This window comes from Streptomyces flavotricini (assembly GCF_020639365.1).
Taxonomy (GTDB): domain Bacteria; phylum Actinomycetota; class Actinomycetes; order Streptomycetales; family Streptomycetaceae; genus Streptomyces; species Streptomyces flavotricini.
This window is the reverse complement of the sequence record NZ_JAINUL010000001.1, coordinates 2,496,347-2,516,141: the sequence shown is the minus strand read 5'-3', so window position 1 is coordinate 2,516,141 and position 19,795 is coordinate 2,496,347. Positions and strand designations below refer to the sequence as shown.

At 74.4% G+C, this 19,795-nt stretch carries 10 protein-coding genes; 3 read left to right on the top strand and 7 right to left on the bottom strand.

Annotation, left to right across the window (positions count from 1 at the left end; all coding sequences use genetic code 11):
• Position 1: 1 nt before the first annotated feature.
• From K7B10_RS11265 to K7B10_RS11250, 4 genes are all read right to left on the bottom strand, one after another.
• The gene (locus tag K7B10_RS11265) at positions 2-745 is read right to left on the bottom strand and encodes a hypothetical protein (RefSeq protein ID WP_229335976.1); all 744 of its coding nucleotides are present in this window, start codon (positions 743-745) and stop codon (positions 2-4) included.
• A 19-nt stretch (positions 746-764) separates the two neighbouring features.
• Positions 765-1,682, bottom strand: coding sequence for a hypothetical protein (locus K7B10_RS11260; protein WP_229335975.1), 918 nt, complete (start codon positions 1,680-1,682; stop codon positions 765-767).
• Positions 1,683-1,784: 102 nt separating this feature from the next.
• Positions 1,785-2,222 carry a helix-turn-helix transcriptional regulator gene (locus K7B10_RS11255; RefSeq protein ID WP_229335974.1) on the bottom strand — a complete coding sequence of 146 codons (438 nt, stop codon included), beginning with the start codon at positions 2,220-2,222 and terminating at the stop codon, positions 1,785-1,787.
• Positions 2,219-2,854 carry a helix-turn-helix transcriptional regulator gene (locus tag K7B10_RS11250; protein WP_229335973.1) on the bottom strand — a complete coding sequence of 212 codons (636 nt, stop codon included), beginning with the start codon at positions 2,852-2,854 and terminating at the stop codon, positions 2,219-2,221. Before K7B10_RS11250 ends, K7B10_RS11255 begins: the two co-directional genes overlap by 4 nt.
• Positions 2,855-3,175: 321 nt before the next feature.
• On the opposite strand from K7B10_RS11250, the gene K7B10_RS11245 reads away from it, so the two are divergent.
• From K7B10_RS11245 to K7B10_RS11235, 3 genes are all read left to right on the top strand, one after another.
• A complete protein-coding gene (locus K7B10_RS11245; RefSeq protein WP_229335972.1) occupies positions 3,176-6,412 on the top strand; it encodes a type 2 lanthipeptide synthetase LanM family protein in 3,237 nt (1,078 codons plus the stop codon).
• 71 nt (positions 6,413-6,483) lie between these two features.
• Positions 6,484-6,711, top strand: a complete 228-nt coding sequence (locus K7B10_RS11240; RefSeq protein ID WP_229335971.1) for a hypothetical protein — start codon at positions 6,484-6,486, stop codon at positions 6,709-6,711.
• Positions 6,712-6,820: 109 nt separating this feature from the next.
• The gene (locus K7B10_RS11235; protein WP_229335970.1) at positions 6,821-9,739 is read left to right on the top strand and encodes a helix-turn-helix transcriptional regulator; all 2,919 of its coding nucleotides are present in this window, start codon (positions 6,821-6,823) and stop codon (positions 9,737-9,739) included.
• A 47-nt stretch (positions 9,740-9,786) separates the two neighbouring features.
• Here the strand turns inward: K7B10_RS11235 and K7B10_RS11230 are convergent, their stop codons facing one another.
• The 3 genes from K7B10_RS11230 to K7B10_RS11220 are packed head-to-tail and all read right to left on the bottom strand — an operon-like array spanning position 9,787 to position 19,771.
• Complete coding sequence (locus K7B10_RS11230) at positions 9,787-11,064, bottom strand: MFS transporter (RefSeq protein WP_229335969.1); 1,278 nt, start codon at positions 11,062-11,064, stop codon at positions 9,787-9,789.
• A gap of 32 nt (positions 11,065-11,096) precedes the next feature.
• A complete protein-coding gene (locus tag K7B10_RS11225) occupies positions 11,097-12,443 on the bottom strand; it encodes a cytochrome P450 (RefSeq protein WP_229335968.1) in 1,347 nt (448 codons plus the stop codon).
• Entirely contained in the window at positions 12,440-19,771 is a 7,332-nt protein-coding gene (locus tag K7B10_RS11220; protein WP_229335967.1) for a non-ribosomal peptide synthetase, read from the bottom strand. The genes K7B10_RS11225 and K7B10_RS11220 overlap by 4 nt, the downstream gene beginning before the upstream one ends.
• Positions 19,772-19,795: the final 24 nt, after the last annotated feature.

The window sequence follows — 19,795 nt, the reverse complement described above, 5'->3', positions numbered from 1 at the left end:
CTCACACCGCGAGGCGGTCCACGGCGGGCAGGAACTGGTCGTAGAAGCGGGTCTTGAGGCGCAGGGCCCGCTCCTCCAGCTCCCGGAAGCGCTCGGTGGACTCCTCCTGGGCGAGGAGTTCGGTCACCCGCGCGGCCAGCCGGTCGGAGTGGGAGCCGGACAGCAGGGACACCGTCGCCAGCGAGTGCGTCTTCGCGTCGTGGACGTGGTGCGGGTAGTAGAAGCGGGAGCGGTTCCTGCCCTCCTCGGTCAGCAGGGGCGCCATCCGCTCCCACAGCCGCCCGTACTCGACGGACACCAGCACTTCGCCCCAGAACCGCAGGATCGTCAGCAGCCGCAGGTCCGCGTCGGCGTGGCCGCCCGCGTCGGCGATCAGCTCCAGGGTGTCCCGGATGACCTCCTGCGTGCCGGCCGTGGGCCGGGACGCGACCAGGTCCGAGCGGGAGATCCCCAGCCGCCGCATGTCCCGCGTCATGTCCTCCCGGTGCGAGGGCGTGTGGCCGTGGCCGTCCGGATACTCCTCCCGCAGGATGACCCGGGCGATCCGCAGCCCCGCCTCGTCGCGCAGCAGGTCGATCGCGAGGTCGTAGGAGGGGGTGAAGGCGAGCGAGACGAAGCGCCGCTGGAGCAGGAGCGCGGCGAAGTCCCCCTCCGGGAGGCCGGTGACGTTCGCCAGGACCGGATGCGCCCGGAACCGTTCGATCAGTGCGTCTTCGAACCCGTCCAGGGCGTGCAGATCGTGCATGGCCGTACCTCTCCGTGGATCACAGGCTGATGCTTGCCACCGACGTGCGCCAGTCGAGGAGATCCACGTCCTTGCCGATGCTCCACAGCGTGCGCAGCTCCTGCTGGACCTCTTCGCCCATGACGGTGTCCGCGCCGTCGATCTCGATCTGGGTGGAGTCGATGGCGAGCTGGCCGTGCAGGAACGAACTGACCAGAAAATGCTGATCGGCCTTGAACACGGCGATCGAGGGCAGGGAGTTGTAGAGCCTCACCTGCAGGCGCGCCCGGCTCCCGGCCGGGATCTCCGCGTTCAGCTGGGCCAGCCCGGCGAGGCAGTACTCCACGCTGGCACGCACGTTCACCGCGAGTGCCGGATCCCGCACCGCCCTGAGCGCCTCGTCCCGCAGCCCCGCCACCGGCGACGAGGGGTGCAGGAGCAGGATGCGTACGTGGACCTGCTGGTCGGCGAGTGCCTTGTGCATCGCGGCCTTGAGGTGGTGCAGGTTGGGGATCCACGTCTGCAGGATCACCAGCTCGTCCGCGGCGTCCCCGAGGAACCCGGTGAACACGTCTTCGGGGAAGCGGCTGTGCACCGCGACCACGCCGCCGTAGTGCTGCCGCTTGAGACGCCGGGCGATGGCGTCGATGTCCAGCTTGGACAGGTGCGCCTCGACGTTGGCGTTCAAGGTGTCGATCTTCGTCTGGACGCTGGTGTCCAGGGCCTTGACGTCGTCGTGGACCTCGTCGAGCCGTTTCAGGCGGTCGAGTTCGAGTAACAGGAAGACCGTCACCGTGCTCAGGATGAGCAGCGTGACCTTGGGGAGCGCACCTCCGGGGGCGAGCGCGTCGAGCCATCCGAACAGGTCGGCCAGCAGGACGACCACACCCGACGCGGCCATCAGGCCGAGCGCTATCTGCTCCACCCTCCGCCGTACGTCCGCACTCCGACGGCGCATTGCGTCGCTCATGTTCCCCCGACCCCCGGCCCGAGCCTCCCGCCTGAGCGATGACCGTACACCCGTGGCTCGACGGGCAAGGGCGACTTTCCGGCCAACGCGTCAGATGAGGCTGTGGCGGACGGCGCAGGCCACCGCGTGGGCGCGGTTGCGGGCCTGGAGGCGGGACATGAGCTCGTAGATCACGTTCTTGATCGTGTGCTCCGAGCAGGACAGGGTGCGGGCGATCACCGCGTTGCCGTGGCCCTCCGCCATCAGCGTGAGCACGGCGGTCTGGCGGGCCGTGAGCCGGGGGGCGTCCGGCGGGGCAGCCGCGGACCGGGCGGCCGGGGTGCTCGCGGAAGGGGCTCCGGGGGAGGTGGCTCCGGCCGAGGTGGCCGCGCCGAGCAGGCGGATCAGGGCCGGGTAGGGCATCCGGCCGTCACCGGCCTGGCGCAGCAGGCTGAGCCGGTCCGCGGCCGCGGGGATCCGTACGGGTGCGATCTCGCGCGTCCCGTACATCTCGTACGTCTCACGCGTCAGTTCGGCTACGGCGCTCACAGCAGGCCCACCCGCATCGCGTAGGCGACCGCGTGCGCGCGGTTGCGCAGCCGGAACCGCTGGGTGATGTCGTGGACGACGCTGGTCACGGTCCGCGGCGAATAGCACAGCTGCTTGGCTATCTCGTTCGTCTCGTGGCCGTCGGCGACCAGCCGCAGCACGCTGCGCTCCCGGTCGCTCAGGCCCGCCGCCGCCCACGGGTCCGCGCCCCCGTCGGAGCCGCTCCCCGCCCGGCCGCCCGCGCCGGAGCGCTCCAGCAGCCGGTCCAGCAGGTCCGGCGGCAGCGTGCAGTCGCCGCGGGAGGCGGCCAGTACGGCGCGCGAGAGGCGGGTGACGTCCGCCTCGCGACGGCGCAGCAGCCCTCGGGCGCCGGCCGCGATGGCGTGCAGGGCGCCGTCGGGCGCCAACTCGCCCGCCACCAGCACCACATCGGGGCGGGCCGGGGCGTCGCGGACGGTGCGCAGGACGTCGAGCTCCGGCCGGCCGACCTGGTCCACGGTCATGACCACGACCCGCGGGGCCTCGCCCGGGGCGGTCAGCGACACCTCCGGGCAGGCGAACAGGGTGCTCTTGGTTCCGGCTTCCAGCACGGGGTCGAACGCGACGACGTCGACAGGGACGGGTACTCCCACCAGGTCCTCCGATGATCATCCGCCGGCCGGGGTGCCGGACAAGGCGGAAGGGGCACTGCACACAGGCTGCGGGTGGGGGACCGGGTGCCGCATCGGGCCCCGGCCCCCACATTTGCCCGGCGGCGCCCGCACCGGCCCGGATCCTGCGCGGGCGGGCCTCGAAGCCGCCCGCGACCTGCCGCGACCCGTGCGCCGCGGCCCCGGCCGGGGGCCTGCCCACCACCCCGTACGCCGCTCCCACGACCCCCATGGGGGCGCGTCCACGGAATATGGGGGATCGGCCCCCATGTGCGCGCCCCCGCACTCTGCGAGTTTTCTCCTGTGACTGACACCGCCACCACCGCCGAAGAATCCCAGGTCGGCGGCCTGGCCCCCTCCTGGTGGGCCCGGGCCCTGAACCTGCGGGAGCGGCTCGCCGCCCCGGGTGCCCCGGTACCCGCACCGGCCGACGCCCCCCACAGCCGACCGGCGTCCTGGTCCCTGGGGGACGCGGACGGCTTCGCGGCCCGGCTGGCGAGCCTGGGAACCACCGAGGACGTGGCGTACGCCCTCGCGGCGGAGGCCCCCGGCCGGCTGGCCGCCCGTACGGCCGAGCCCGAGTGGGTCCGCTCCATCGAACGGGCGGTGGCCGCGGCCCCCGTCGAAGCCCCCGCCGCGTTCCCCGCGGGGGACGCGGACGGCGCCGCGGTGTTCCTGCCCGCGCTGCGCCCCCTGATCGACACCGCCTGGGCCGGGACCGCCGCACACGTGGACCTCGCCGACGGCGAACTCGCCGCGGTGCGGGCCGCCTTCGAGGAGCGGCTCGGCGACCGGCTGATCCGGCAGTCGGCGCGCACCCTGGTCCGCGAGCTCCACCGGGCCCGTACGGAGGGCCTGTTGGCGGGGGACACCCCGCGGGAGCGGTTCGCCGGCTTCCTCGCCCGGCTCGGCACCCGACAGGGCCTGGCCGAGCTGTTCACCCGCTACCCGGTGCTGGCGCGGATGCTCGGCCAGGCCTGCGGCCACGCGGCCGCGGCCACGGCGGAGCTGTTCCAGCGCTTCACCGCCGACCGGCCGGAGATCGTCGCGGGGCTGCTGCACGGCACCGACCCGGGCGCCCTCGTACGGGTGGACCTCGGTCGGGGCGACGTCCACCAGGGCAACCGGTCCGTGGCCCTGCTGCGCTTCGCCGGCGGTGCGACCGTCGTCTACAAGCCCCGGCCGATCGACCAGCACCTGCTGCTGGACCAGGCGGTCGGCTGGGCCAACGCCAAGGTGGCGGGCCTGGGCCTGCGGACCCCGCGCTCGGTCCGCTGCGAGGGCTACGGCTGGCTGGAGTTCATCGAGCACGGCTGGTGCGCCTCGCCCACCGAACTGGACCGGTTCTACCGGCGCCAGGGCGCGCTGCTCGCCCTGCTCTACGCGGTCGACGGCGTGGACATGCACTACGAGAACGTCATCGCCTGCGGCGACCAGCCGGTGCTGGTGGACGCCGAGACCCTGCTGCACGCCGGGCTGCCGGCGGCCGTGACCTGCGGCACCGACCCGGCGGCGGACGCCCTGGCCGCCTCGGTGTACCGCACCTGCCTGCTGCCGAGCCTGCTGATCGGCGAGAACGGCGCCATGGACATCTCGGCCCTCGGCGGCGGGGAGGGCGGCTCGTACCCCAGCGACGGGCTGCGCTGGGAGGCGGCCGGTACGGACGAGATGCGGCTGCTGCGGGCCCCGGTGGCCACGGAGGCCGGGCAGAACCGGCCGGGGCCGCAGGGCAGGACGGCCGGCCACGCCGACCACCGCGCGGCGTTGCTGGAGGGGTTCCGGGCCGGGTACGACGCGATCACCGAGCACCGGGCCGAACTGCTCGGCGACGGTGGGGCCGAGGCCGAGGCCGAGGCCGGGTCCGGGTCCGGGGCCGGGGGTGACGGCGGGCTGCTGGCCCGCTGGGCGACCAGCCCCGGGCGCCTGATCGCCCGCTCGACCCGCCTCTACACGACCCTGCTGGACGAGTCCACCCACCCCGACCTGCTGCGCGACGCGCTCACCCGGGACACCGTATTCGCCGTGCTCTGGACGGAATCCGAGCACGACCCGGCACGGCAGCGGCTCATCGAGGACGAGATCGCCGACCTGTGGTCCGGGGACGTGCCCCTCTTCCACCACCACCCCTCGGACACCGCGCTGCGGACCTCCCGGGGCACGCGCCTCGACGGGATCCTGCCGGCCCCGAGCCTGCACGCGGCCCGCGCCAAGATCGCCGCCATGGGCGAGGTGGACCGCCACGACCAGGAGTGGATCATCTCGGCGACGCTGGCCGTCACCGGGGCCAACCTCAGCGTCGGCGGGCCCCGTTCGACCCTGGCCGGCCCCGCCGGGCCGGTCGTCGTCCCCGAGCCCTCCCGGCTGCTGGCCGCGGCCTGCGGGATCGCCGACGGGATCGCGGCCCGCGCCGTGCACGGCGGTGAGCGCGTCAACTGGCTCGGCCTGGAGCAGGTGTCCGGAGACCACTGGGCCGTCCTGCCGATGGGCGGCGGGCTCGCCCAGGGCTACTGCGGGGTCGCCCTCTTCCTGGCCCAGCTCGGCGCCCTGACCGGGGCCGAGCGGTACACCGCGCTGGCCCGGCAGGCCTTACGGCCGCTGCCCGCGCTGCTCGCCGCGCTCGCCGCCGACCCCGGGCTGGGGGCGACGGTGGGACCCGGCGCCCTGCACGGGATCGGCGGCATCGTCTACACGGTGGCCCGGCTGGCCCCGCTGCTCGGCGAGGACCTGCGCGACTGCCTTCCCGACGCGCTCGCCGCCCTGGAACACGCCGCCCTGGCCGACACGGGGGAAGGCGCCGGGGGAGGCGACGAGGGGCCGGCCGATCTGGCCGACGGCCTCGCCGGGGCCCTGGCCGCCGCCGTTGCCGCTCAGCGTGCGTACGGGGCGGTGGCGCAGGGCGTGGCCCGGCGCCTCGCCGACCGGCTGCTGGTCCGGGCCGAGAAGGGGCTCGCCGAACAGCGCCCCGCGGCCCCCGGCTTCGCCCACGGCGACGCCGGCATCGGCTGGGCCCTGCTGCGCTACGCCGCCGTCCTGGAGGACGCGGGGGAGCCGGGGGCCGCGTACGCCCGGACCGGCGCGGCCCTGCTGCGCCCGGCGCTGGACGAGGCCCTGCTCCGCCCCGCCGATCTCGACTGGCACACGGGCCTCGCGGGCACGGCGGTGGCAGCGGCCGACGTACTCGGCTCCGGCGCCCTCGGCGGTGAGGGGCAGCGGATCCTCGGGGCGGAACTCGACCGGTGCGCCGCCCTGCTGGGCGCGCCCAGCACCTCACCCGACCTCAGCCTGCACAGCGGCGCCCTCGGATCCCTGGAACTGCTGGGCGTGCTCGCCGGGCAGGGCCACGACGGGGCCAAGGCCGCCCTCGACCTCCGCGCCGGGGAGATTCTCGGCCGACTCGAGGACCACGGCCACCGCTGCGGCACCCCCGACCACGTACCGTCCCCCGGCTTCCTCACAGGGCTCTCCGGCATCGGATACGCCCTGCTCAGGCTGGGCTTTCCGGCGAGCGTCCCGTCCGTCCTGCTCCTTGAGACCGCCTAGCTCACCCGTACTCCCGCACTTCGGCACTGAGCACCACTCCCCATCAGGCATCGAGAAAGGTACTCACCACCATGCAGAAGCCCCAGGTCATCGCCGAGTCCGTCGCCGCCGACGAGGCCGCCGCCACGGCGGCCGACCAGGCGCGGACCGAGGACCCGGCCGGCGGGATCACCCTGTCGGGACGGAACAAGGCGTGCGCCCGGGCCCGTGCCCTGGCCGGGGTGGTGCTCACCAGCGGCATCGTCATCACCCTGAGCTCGATCGACACGAGCGTCTCGGCCCCCAACGTCACCTGGTAGGGGCGTGTCCGATCTTCTCCGGATCTCTCCCGGATCTTCACCCCGCCTCTGTTCGAAACGGCCAACTTTCGTCGCACAATCGGCCGATCCCATGAACTAGATTGCGGACATGCGTTCCCGTTCGCGGTACATCGTCGGTCGTGACCCGCAACTGCGTGAGATCAAGCAGGCACTGACCGACGCGGGCGAAGGCCGGGGCGGGGTCGTCTTCCTGGTCGGCGAGGCCGGGATCGGGAAATCCAGGCTCGCCGCGGAAGCCGTGGGCATGGCCTTCGGCATGGGCATGCGGGCCCTGCGCGGCCGCAGCAGCACCACCGGCCCCACCGTCCCTTTTCGGCCACTCACCGAAGCCCTGATGTCGCTCTTCCGCAGCGGCGAACCCCTGGACGACCTCCCGCTCGGCCCCTACCGGCCCGCGCTCGGCAGGATCATCCCGGACTGGAGCAGCGACGCCCAGAACAACAGCTCCATGGTCATCCTCGGCGAGGCCGTCCTGCGGCTGCTCATCGCCACCGGCAAGGAGCACGGCCAGCTGCTCCTCCTGGAGGACCTGCACGACGCCGACCCCGAGACGCTCGCGGTCGTCGAGTACCTCGTGGACAACCTGGAGTACACGAACGTGGTGCTCCTGGCCACCATCCGTACGGAGCCCTGCGACGCGCTCGACATGGCCGACTCGGCCCGCCGGCGCGGCGTGGGGACCGTACTGGAGCTGGCCCCGCTCACCCGACCCGAGGTCGGCGCGGTCATCGCCGCCCAGCTTGACACCGAGCCCGAACTCGTCCCGCAGCCGGCCCTGGACCGCCTCTGGGACGACAGCGCCGGCAGCCCCTTCCTCGTCGAGGAACTGCTCCAGAGCATGATCGGCAGCGGAGCCCTCGTCCGCTTCGAGGACGGCTGGCGGGTCGTCGGCGACCTGCGCAGCGACGTGTCCACCGCCCTCGCCCGGGGCATCCTGCGCCGCATCGACCGGCTCGGCCCGCAGGGCCTGACCCTGCTCTCCGCCGCCGCGGTGATCGGCCGCCGCTTCCCGCTGACCGTGCTCCAGCGGATGACGGGCATCGACGACCGCGGGCTGCTCAGCCACCTGCACGCCGGGGTCGCGGCCCAGCTCGTCGTCCCCGACGAACCCGCCCCCGACTGGTACGCCTTCCGCCACTCGCTCACCGCCGAGGCCCTGCACACCCAGCTCACACCGGGCAACCGGGCGCAGATGTCGGGCCGCGCCGCCGACGCCGTGCAAGCGCTCTACCCCGAGCTCGAAGGCGACTGGTGCCCCCTGGTCGCGGAGCTGCGCTCCCAGGCCGGCGACGACGCCGAGGCCGGGCGCCTGTTCACCGACGCCGGGCGGCGCGCCCTCGCGGCCGGGGGGATCAGCTCCGCGATCACCCTGCTCAGCCGCGCCGAACGGCTGCTCGCCGCCAGCCAGGACCCCGCCGGGCGGACCGACGCCCTGGAGGCCCTGCTCCCCGCGCTCGCCGAAGCCGGGGACTTCACCCGGGCCTTCGGGTTCGCGGAGAACCTGCACACCCTCGGCGGCAGCGGCCTGAGCGCCACCCGGCTCGCCGCGCTGCACACCCGGCTCGCCAAGGTGGCCCACACCGCGGGCCGCTGGGAGGACGGCAACAGACAGATAGCCCAGGCCAGATCCCTCCTGGGCGCCCATCCCGACGAGCACACCACCGCATCGATCGACGTGACCGCCGCCTACCTCGCGCTCGACACCCCCGGCCCGGACCGCACCCAACTGGCCGAGAAGCTCGGCAACTCCGCCCTCCAGGCGGCCCAGCGCCACGGCCTGGCCACCGTCGCCTGCCAGGCCCTGGAACTCCTCGCCACCCTCGCCCGCGAACGGGACTTCGACGAGGCCACCGCCCTGCTGGAATCGGCCCTGCAGACCGCCGAAAAGCACCAGCTCCCGCTCCAGCGCATGTACGCGCTGACCCGGATCGGCGGCAACTACTGGCTCACCGACGGCGCCACCGCCCCCCTGCTGGCCGCCCGGAGCGAGGCCCAGCGGCTCGGCTCGGCCAACATCGTCCACACCATCGACGGCATCTTGATCCTGGACGCCGTCCTGCGGGGCGAGTTCACCGACGCGCAGCGGTCCGCCGAGGAGTGCCTGGCCGTCGTACAGCGCCTGCGGCTGGCCCCGGCCACCCGGTACGTCCTGATGGCCCGGGCGGCACTGGCCGCCCACCGGGGCGACCGGCCCGCCATGGAGAGCGCCCTCGCCGCCTTCGCCGAGTGGGACGGGGCCGGCTCCCAGGAGGAACCGCTGACCCGCGGCCTCGCCCGGGCCTTCTGCGCGCTGATGGAGGAGGACCTGCCCGGGGCCGTCGGCGAACTGCGCGCCGTCGCCGAGCTGGAGGACACCAACCCCAGTACGTACTACCTCAGCGGGCGGTACGGCATCGGCCTGCTCCTGGACGTGCTGTCGGGAGATGCCGACCGCGCCGCGTTCGAGGAGATCGCCGCGACCGCGCCCGGCCGCATGCGCTGGAACCGGCAGTTCGTCCTGTTCGCCGGGGCCGTCCTGCTGGGCCGCGAACGCCGCCCCGAGGAGGCCGCGGCCGCAGTGGCCGATGCCCTGCGCGTCGCCGCCCCGTACGCCACCGCCCTCCACCTGGGCCTGCGGCTGATCGCCGACGCGGCGTACGAGGACGGCTGGGGCGAGCCGGTGGCCTGGCTGCGCCAGGCCGAGGAGCACTTCCACCAGGGCGGCGTGGCCGCGGTCGCGGGCGCCTGCCGCGCGGCGCTGCGCCGGATGGGAGCCCCGGGCCGCCAGCGCCGAACGGGATCGAGCACGATCCCCGACGTCCTGCGGGCACAGGGCGTCACGGTCCGCGAGTACGAGGTCTTCCGCCTCCTCGCGGAGCGGCTCGGCAACAAGGACATCGCCGACCGCCTCTACATCTCCCCGCGCACGGTCGAGAAGCACATCGCGGCCCTCGGCGCCAAGACCGGCCGTGCCAACCGGGCCGCGCTCTGCGAACTCTCGGCTTCCCTGGAGGCATCGGCGCCCTGAGCCACCGGCGCCGATGCCTGTGCCGGCACCGGCACCGGCCCGCCCGGTCACCGCATCTCGCGGACCGTGCGCGAGCTCAGGATGCCGATCGCCGTCACCGCCAGGACCGCCGCCGAGACGGCGAACATCGGGGCGGTGCCGGACTGGGCCAGGGCCCCGCAGACGATCAGGGAGAGCGGCGCCACCGCGTAGCCGATCACCATGTCCACCGAGATCACCCGGCTCAGCACCGAGCCGTCGATCGTGCGCTGGATCCAGCTGAGGCCGAAGACCCCCTGGAAGCCCATCCCGAAGCCCATCGCCACCACCGTCGCCAGCGCACCCGCCGTATTGCCGACCAGTCCGAGCAGGCCCGTGCCGATCGCCAGCCAGCCCGCCAGCGCGGCGATCAGCAGGCCGATCCGGGGGCGGCTGCTCACGGCGCCGCCGACCAGGGTGCCCAGCATCGCCCCGCCGGCCAGCGCGCCGTTGAGCAGGCCCAGGGTGGCCGAGCCGCCGTGCAGTTCCACCTTGGCCAGGGTGGCGAAGCCGACGGTGAACGGCCCCGCCTGGCAGAAGGTCACCGCCGCGTCGACGGCCAGGATCGTCCGGATCCGCGGGTCCTCGAAGGCGTACCGCAGCCCGGCGCGGATCCGGGCGCCCAGCGAGACCTCGGCCCGGGGCGGAACGGCGCTCCCGGCCGCGCCCTCCTCCGCCGTCTCCTCCTCGGCGGCGGGGCGCGGCAGCGGGCGGATCCCCGCCACGCACACACCGCAGAGCGCGAAGCACACCCCGTCGACGAGGAAGGCGATGGGGGCGTTGGAGAAGGCCACCACCATGCCGCCGACGGCCGGGCCGAGCACGGCCGACACCTTGGCGGCGACCCCGAGCAGGGCATTGGCCGGGGCGAGCTGCTCCTCGTCCACCACCGACGGCAGGATCGAGGCCCGGGCGGGCTGGAAGAACGCGTCGACCGCGCCGAAGGCCGCGGCGGCGCAGCACAGCATCCACAGCGTCAGGGATCCGGCGAGGCCGGCCAGGCCCACCCCGGCCATCAGGGCGGCCCGGGCCCAGCTGGAGAGCTTCATCAGGGTCCGGGAGGACCACTTGTCGCTGAGGGAGCCGCCGACCAGGGTCAGCAGGGCCCGCGGCACCGCCTGGAAGGCGAGGACGTAGCCGAGGGCCAGCGTGGACTGGGTCAGGCCGAGCGTGATCCAGGAGAAGGCGATGTAGCTGAACCCGTCGCCGAGCAGGGACAGGGACTGCCCGAGCCACAGCAGGCGGAACGAGGGCAGCCGGGCGGGGGCGCTCAGCCGGTCCCGCGCGTCCACCAGGGTGGAAGCCATGAGGTGAATCCCCTCCGTAGGGACGTCCGTGGTCAGTAGCGGACGGGCAGGGCCGTCAGCGCGCGGTTGAGGAGGGACGGCTGCCAGGTGTGCTGCCCGTCGAGCAGCTCCAGGCCCGGGTACTCGCGGACGAGTACGTCGACCACCGCGCCCGCGACCAGCCGGGCGAAGGCCGCCCCGATGCAGAAGTGGGCGCCGAAGCCGAAGCCGAGGTGCGAGGCGCTGCCGCGCCGGACGTCGAACACGTCCGGGTCGGGGAAGCGCGCCGGGTCCCGGTTGGCGGCGGCCGTGACCAGGAACAGCCGATCCTCGGCGCGGACGGAGCGCCCGTCGAGGTCGAAGTCCCGGGCGGCGGTGCGGATCGACATCTTCGACGGGCCGTCGAAGCGCATGGCCTCCTCCACCGCCATCGACACCAGCGCCGGGTCCTCCCGCACGGCGGCCAACTGCTCGGGGTGCTCCAGCAGGGCGAGTACGGCGTTGACGATGAGGTTGCTGGTGGTCTCGCCGCCGGCGAAGGCCATCTGGGTCAGCATCCCGACGAACTCCTCCTCGCTGACCGACTTCCCGATCTGGCCGCCCGCCAGCACGGCGCTGATCAGGTCGTCCTGGGGATCGGCGCGGCGCTGCTTCACCAGGTCGGCGAGGTAGTCGTCCAAGTTGACCAGGGACTGCAGCGAGGTGCGGTACTCGCGCTCCTCCTGGGCGGCCCCGAGGACCAGGTCGCCGACACGGGCGTTCCAGTACCAGAAGGACGGGCCGTGCGCCTGGGGGACGCCCAGCCAGCGGGCGAAGACGAGGGCGGGCAGCGGCCGGGCGATGTCGGCGACGAGGTCACCGATCCGGCCGGGGACGGCGCGGCGGGTGAGCATGGCGCGGGTGGCACGCTCGACGAAGGCCCGGTAGCGGCCGATCGAGCGGGCCGCGAACTGCTCCTGGAAGACCTGGCGCAGCCGCCGGTGCTGCGGGGCGTCGTTGAACACCATCCAGCGGGAGAGGATCCCGAAGGCCCGCTCGGCGTCCTCGCGGGCGCCCTCCGGCACGGCGTCCATCAGCGGGCGCACCCGCTCGGCGGAGACGGCGGGGGCGCGCAGGCAGTGCATCAGCTGGGCGTGTCCGGTGACGAGCCAGGCCCGGTGCATGGCGGACCAGTACACGGGATCGTGGTCGCGCAGGGAGTTGAGGTACCCGTACGGGTCCGCGTTGACGGAGGGGTCGAGGAGGTACCGCTCGGTGAAGGGGGCCGCCGGCGGCGTGGTCGGCGGGGCGGCGGGCCGGGCGGCGGGCGGCGCGGTCCGCCCGGTGACCGGGCAGACCAGCGGGGACGTGTCCGCGGTGGTGTCCGCGGTGGTGTTCGTGTTCGTGGTCAGGACGGTCATCGGCGTGCCTCCGACTGGATCCGGCCGAGCACAGCAGCGGTCTTGTGCATCAGCCGTTCGGACATCATGGACATGTGGTCGCCTTCGGTGACGTGGACGGTCAGCCCGCCGAGCGCGATCTCGCGCCAGCGTTCGACGTAGGTGCGGAAGTCCACGTCCAGCCCGGGCATCGGTTCGCCGTCGGGCAGTTCCGCGGCCGCGCTGCCCACCAGCAGGTGGACGTGGCCGGGGTAGGGGCGCAGTGCGTAGTCGGACAGGGCGGTCAGCAGCGAGTGCCAGACCTCGATGGGGGCCTGCTCCACCAGGGCCGCCTCGCCGGGGCTCATACCGGCCCCCAGCAGCAGGGCGGTGAGCTCGGCCACGGCGGCTTCCCGCTCCGGGGAGGGCGGCAGCGTACGGAGGCGGTCGCGCATCCGCAGGCCACGCTCCATGTCCCGGCCGATCGCCGCGAGGCGTTCGCCGGCCGCCGGGTGGGGCAGGTGCGGTTCGATCAGCGTCAGCGGTGCGACGGTGTGACCGGCCTCGTGCAGCTGGGTGGCCATCTCCAGGGCGATGTTGGCGCCCATGGACCAGCCCAGCAGGTCGTGCGGGCCGTGCCCGCCGTGGGCGGCGATCTCGGCGGCGTAGTTGGCCGCGATCCCGGCGATGGTGGTCGGGTCCACCCCGCCGAGCAGGCCCCGGGCCTGGAAGGCCCGGACCGGCTGGCCGGGCGGGAGGGCCCGGGCGAGCGGCACGTACCAGGCCCCGCTGCCGCCGCTGGGGTGCACGCACCACAGCGGGGCGCCCTCGCCCTCGCGCAGCCGGACCTCGGAGGTGACGGCCCCGGCGGCGCCGGAGGTCTCCGCGGCCCCCGCCGTCTGCGTGGCGCGGGCGGCGAGCCGGGCGATGGTGGGCAGTTCGAGCAGGTCCCGTACGGAGACGCTCAGCCCGCGGGCGGCCGCCTGCGCGGCGACCCGGACGGTCGAGAGCGAACTGCCGCCGAGGGCGAAGAAGTCGTCGTGGACACCGACCTGCTCGATGCCGAGCACCGTGCGCCACACCTCGGCGAGGACCACCTCGGCCGGCGTACCGGGAGCGACGTACTCGCCGGCACTGCCCAGCCGGTCGGCCGAGGGCAGCGGCAGGGCCTTCTTGTCCACCTTGCCACTGCTGTTGACCGGCATCGCGTCGAGGAAGACGAAGCGGGCGGGCACCATGTACGCGGGCACCTTGGCCCGCAGCGCCTCGCGGAAGGGCTCGACGACGGGCTCCACCCCCGCCTCCGGCACCACGTACGCCACCAGCGCGGGCTCCGGCAGGTCCCGCCGCAGCAGGACCACCGCCTGCTGTACGTCGGGCAGTTCCCGCAGCCCGTGCTCGATCTCCCCGAGCTCGATGCGGAATCCGCGCAGCTTCACCTGGCTGTCGCGGCGGCCGAGCACCTCCACCGCGCCGTCGGGCAGCTGGACGCCGATGTCGCCGGTGCGGCACAGCCGGCCGCCGGGGGCGCCGTACGGGTCGGGGACGAACGCGGCGGCGGTGAGGTCGGGGCGGTTCACATAGCCCCGGCCGATGGCGCGCCCGCCCAGGTAGACCTCGCCCTGCACTCCGACGGGGACGGGCTGGAGGTCCTCGTCGAGGACGTAGACCTGGGTGTTGCGCATCGGCCAGCCGATCGGGGGCCGCTTGCAGTCCGGCTTGAGGAGGGTGGAGACGGACCACACGGCCGTCTCGGTGAGGCCGTAGACGTTGTAGAACCGCCGTCCGCGCGCCCACTTCTGGGCCAGTTCGGCCGGGCAGGCCTCGCCGGCGACCTGGAGCATCCGGATCGCGGGGAAGCGGTCCTCGCCGAGGGCCGCCAGGGCGCTCGGAGCCAGCATCGCGACGGTGATCCCGTACTCCAGCAGGGTGTCGGCGAGGTCGGAGCCCGCCCGCAGCGCCTCCCTGGGCGGTGTGCACAGCTGCGCGCCGTTCGCCAGGGCCCAGGTCAGGTCCATGATCGAGACGTCGAAGCTGAGGGAGGCGAACTGGAGCACCCGGTCGGCGGGGGTCACCGGGAACAGGTCGCGCTGCCCCTCCAGCATGTTGGTCAGGCTGCGGTGCGCGATGGTGACGCCCTTGGGCGTGCCCGTGGAGCCGGAGGTGTAGAGGACGTAGGCGGCGTTGTCCGCGGTGACGGCGGGCGCCGGGGCCGGGTCCCCGACCGGCTCCGCCCAGGTCGCGGGGTCGTCCACGACCAGGGTCGGGCCGTCGAACGGCACCGTCCCCACCAGCGAGGACTGGGTGATCAGCACCGGCATGCCGCTGTCCTCGACGATGAACTTCAGCCGGTCGGCCGGGTGCTGCGACTCCAGCGGCAGGAACGCGCCGCCCGCGCGGAGCACACCGAGCACGGCCCGGACCATCTCCGGACCCCGGTCGAGGCAGATGCCGACCGGGACCTCCGGGCCGACTCCGAGCGCCCGCAGCCGGTCCGCCAACCGGTGCACCGAGGCGTCCAGTTCGGCGTACGTGACCTCCTGCCCGCCCTGCCGGACGGCGACCGCGCCGGGCGTGCGGACCGCGTGCTCCGCCACGCACTCGTGGAACATCAGCGGGGTGTTCACCAGCTCGGGGCCGCGGCCCCACTCCTCCAGCGCGCGCATCCGCGCCTCGCCGGCCAGTGCCGGCGCCGTGACCGGGGCCTCGGGCCCCGAGGTCATCGTCTTCAGCACCCCGCACATCAGGTCGGCGAGCTGCTCGGCGGTGGCCGGGGCCAGGTAGTCCGGGTCGACGTCGAGGGTGAAGGACTCCACGCTCGCGTTGAGCATCAGCGGGAACGCGGTGCGGGCGATCTCCAGCGAGTCGTCCCAGCTGTCCCCGGACAGCCGGTGGAAGTTGACGTAGTTGAAGAGGGTGTCCGCCAGGCTCGGCTCGCCCGGCCGCAGCTGCGCGAGGCGGGCCAGCGGCACCCTGCGGTGGGGGAGCATCTCCTGCTCGGCGGCGAACGCCGCCCGCAGGTACTCCAGCCAGCTGCCGCGGGGCCGCCGGACGCCGAACGGCACGGTGTTGAGGAACAGCCCGCGCATCCGGTCGGCGCCGGGCACCTCGGGCCGGCCGTTGGTGACCAGGCCGACCGAATGCCCCTCGGCGGAGCCGTCGCGCTCGGCGAACAGGCTCATGGTGTGGTGGAACGCGCAGAGCAGGACGGTACGGCGCGGCACCCCGGCCAGCCGCGCCAGGCGGCCGATCGGCTCGGCGAGGGAGGCGTACGAGCGGCGCGCCTCGTGCACGAACTGCCCGCCGTCGGAGGCCTCCGTACCGCGCCGGGTGAACCGGATCGGGCTCAGTTCGCCCAGCGCCGAGCGCCAGTACTCCAGCCCCTCCTCGTCGACGAGCGCGGCCCGCTCCAGCGCGACGTACTCGGCGTACGGGGGCGCCGGCGGCAGCTGCGGGGTCCGGCCCTGGGCCACGGCCTGCCGGTGCAGGTCCAGCAGGTCGGCGATGAGGGAGGTCAGGCTCCAGCCGTCGAGCACCACGTGGCAGTCGGTGAGCGTGAGCCGCAGCTCCTGGTCGGTGAGGTGGTGCAGGTGGATGCGGACCAGGGGCGGGGCCGCCAGGTCGAAGCGGCGGGCGAACTCCGCGTCCACGTAGCCCTGTACGGAGGCCCACTGCTCCGCGTGCGGCAGACCGCGCAGGTCGCTGTAGCCCACCGGGAGCGCGGCGGTGGCGTGCACCAGCTGGAGCGGCTCGGAGAAGGAGACCAGGTCGATGGAGGAGCGCAGGATGCTGTGGCCGCGTACGACGGTGTCCACCGCCGTCCGGAAGGCGGCGAGGTCGAAGCCCTCCGGCACGGTGATCTTGAGGTCGGTGACGTTGTGGTAGGCGCCGCGGCTCGGGTCGGCGAGCATCTCGTGCAGCATGCCGGCCTGGAGCATGGTCAGCGGGTACGCGTCGTCGAGGCCCTGCGGCAGCCGGGCCGCGTCGGCGGCGTCCAGCTGGGAGAAGGGCTCCACGGGGGCGGGGCCGGTGCCTGCGGGCGCCTGCGTCGCCAGCGCGGCCAGGTCGCCCAGGGTGCGGGCCCGGAACAGGTCGGGGACGCTCAGGCCCAGGCCGGCGTTGCGGGCCTGCCCGATCACGCGCAGGGCCAGCATCGAGTCGCCGCCGAGGTCGAAGAAGTTCGCCGTACGGCTGATCCGCTCGGCGCCCAGTACGTCCGACCAGATGCGGGCGAGCGCCTCCTCGGCCGGACCGGCCGGCGGGACGTGCCCGGCGGGGGCGGCGGCCCCCTCTACGGCCACCGCCACCAGGGACTTGCGGTCCACCTTGCCGTTGGCGGTGATCGGCAGCTTCGGGTGCCGGACGAACAGCGCGGGCACCATGTACTCGGGCAGCGTCAGCCGCAGCCGGTCGCGCAGGTCCGGCGCGTCCAGCGGCCGGCCCTCGGTCAGCACCACGTGGGCCACGAGCCGGGCGCCGCCGTGCGCGTCGGGCCGGGCCACCACCGCGGCGTCCCGCACGCCGGGCAGGGCGCGCAGCGCCGTCTCGATCTCGCCGGGCTCGATGCGGAAGCCGCGGATCTTCACCTGGTGGTCGGCCCGGCCCGCGTACGCCAACTGGCCGTCGGGCAGCACCCGTACGAGGTCGCCGGTGCGGTACATGCGGGTCCCGGCCGGACCGAAGGGGTCGAGGGGGAAGCGCTCGGCGGACAGCTCCGGCCGGTTGCGGTAGCCGCGGGCCACGCCGCCGCCGGACACGTACAGCTCGCCCACGGTGCCGTGCGGCACCAGGCGGCCGGCCCGGTCCAGGACGTATCCGTGCTGCCCGGCCAGGGGCCGGCCGATCGGCGAGTACACGGGGGAGACCGTGTCCTCCTCGGTGATCAGCCGGTACGTGACGTGCACGGTGGTCTCGGTGATCCCGTACATGTTCACCAGCGCGGGCCGCCCGTCCTCGGGCACCGCGAACCAGTCGCGGTAGTCGCGGGCGTCGAAGGCGTCCCCGCCGAAGATCACCGTGCGCAGCGCGAGCGCGCCGAACTCCGCGCCCTGTTGCGCCAGATGGGCCCGCAGCCCCTTGAAGGCGGCCGGGGTCTGGTTGAGCACCGTGACGCGCTCGTCGCGCAGCACGGCGTGGACGGCGGCGGGGTCGCGGACCTCGTCCTCGGTCAGCACCACCACCCGGCCGCCGGAGGTCAGCGGGGCCCACAGCTCCCACACGGAGAAGTCGAAGGCGGGGGAGTGCAGGAGCGTCCACACGTCGTCGGCGCCGAAGTCGAAGTGATGGTCGGCGGCACCGAGCAGCCAGGCCAGGTTGCCGTGGGTGATCTCGACGCCCTTGGGCTGCCCGGTGGATCCCGAGGTGTAGATGACGTACGCGAGTGCCTGTGCTCCGGGCAGCGCGGCGCAGTGCAGGTCCTCGGTGTCGTCGGAGGTGTCGTCGGCGGGGTCGTCGTCGGGGTCGTTCAGCGGGATCACGCCCACCGGCAGCCCCTCCACCGCGGCGTGGCCGACGGCGTCGGCGACCACCCACCGCACCCCGGCGTCCTCGACCGTGAACTCCCGCCGGGCCCGCGGGTGGGCCGGGTCCAGCGGCAGGTACGCCGCGCCCGCCCGCCAGACGCCGAGCAGCGCGACGGCCAGGTCGACGGAGCGGCCCAGGCACACGCCGACCAGGGACTCCGCGCCGATGCCCGCCGCCCGCAGCCGCCGGGCCAGGGCCAGCGAAGCCGCGTCGAGTTCGGCGTACGTCAGGCTGCGCCCGCCCCCGGAGACGGCCACGGCGGCGGGGGCCAGCCGGATCCGCTCGGCCAGGCGCTCCATCGCGAGCCGCGGCGCCGGCTCGGGCGCGGCGCCGGCCGGCACGCGGTTCGCCGGTCCTTCGGGGCCCAGGAGCGCGGCCCGCTCGCCCGCGGTGAGCAGGTCGGCCATGCCGAGCGGCACGTCCGGGGCCTCGGCGAAGGCCCTCAGCACCGCGACGGTGTGCTCGGCCAGCCGCGCCACCGAAGCCGCGTCGAACAGGTCGGGGCGGTAGACGAACTGGAGCCGCAGGCGGTCCGCGTCCTCGCTGACGTCCAGGGTCAGGTCGAACTTCGCGGTGGTCAGGTCGATGGGGAAGACCGTGCCCCTCGCCCCGCCGAGGGTGTACGCGCCACCCTGCCGCGCCCCGGCGGAGTGCGAGAACAGCACCTGGAACAGGGGGTTGCGCGACAGGTCCCGCTCGGGGCTCAGCTCGTCGACGACCCGCTCGAACGGCAGGCTCTGGTGGGACAGGGCGCCCAGCACGCTCTCCCGGGTCCGGGCCAGGAGCTGCGCGGAGGTCGGGTCGCCCGACAGATCGGTGCGGATCACCAGGGTGTTCACGAAGAACCCGACGAGCTGCTCGATCTCCGGGCGCTCCCGGTTGGCGACGACGGTGCCGATCGCGATGTCGTCCTGGCCGGTGTGGAAGGCGAGCGCCGCCTGGAAGGCCGCCATCAGCGTCATGTACGAGGTGGTGTCGGCCCGGCGGCCGAGCTCGGCCAGGGCCGCCGTCAGCGCCGCGGGGAGCTCCACGGTGTGCACGGCGCCGGCGGAGCTGCGGACTGCGGGACGCGGGTGGTCGGTGGGCAGTTCGAGCGGGGTCAGGCCGGCCAGCGCCGAACGCCAGTAGTCGAGGTCGGTGCTCTCGTCGGCCCCGCGCTGCCAGTGCGCGTAGTCGGTGTAGTCGATCGGAGGCTCGGTGCGTTGCGGAGCCCGGCCCAGGGCCCTGGCGCGGTAGCAGGCGTCCAGGTCGGCGGTCAGGATGTCCAGCGACCAGCCGTCCGAGACGATGTGGTGCATGGCGAGGACGAGTACGTGGTCCTCGTCGGCCATCCGCAGCAGCGTGGCCCGGAACGGGGGCGCGGCGGCCAGGTCGAAGGGGCGCAGCGCCACCTCCCGTACGGCCGCGGCGATCGCCTCGGGGCCGCCTTCGCGGACCGCCGGGGGCAGGTCGACCACGTCGAGGCCGGCCGCCTCGGCGGCGGGGAGCACGCGCTGGGCGGGCACGCCGTCCTCGTGGGAGAACACCACCCGCAGCTGCTCGTGGCGGGCGACGAGGTCCCCGATCGCCGCGCCCAGCGCGGCGGTGTCCAGCGGACCGGCGAACCGCCAGGCGGCGGGCATCAGGTACTCGACGCCGCCGGGGTCGAGCTGGTCGAGGAAGTACAGGCGCTGCTGGGCTGCCGACAGGGGGGCCTGCGCGGGGCGCGGGTCGAGGCGGGGGATCCCGGCGGGCGCGGCGGTGGCCTTGCCGCGCAGGCGCATTTCGAGGAGCCTGCGGGCCGCCGGGGAGAGACCGCCGGGCGCCGTGGAGGAAGTGGTGGAGGGTTCGACCTGTGCAGTGGTCATCGCAAGTGCCGTCCAATCAAGGCT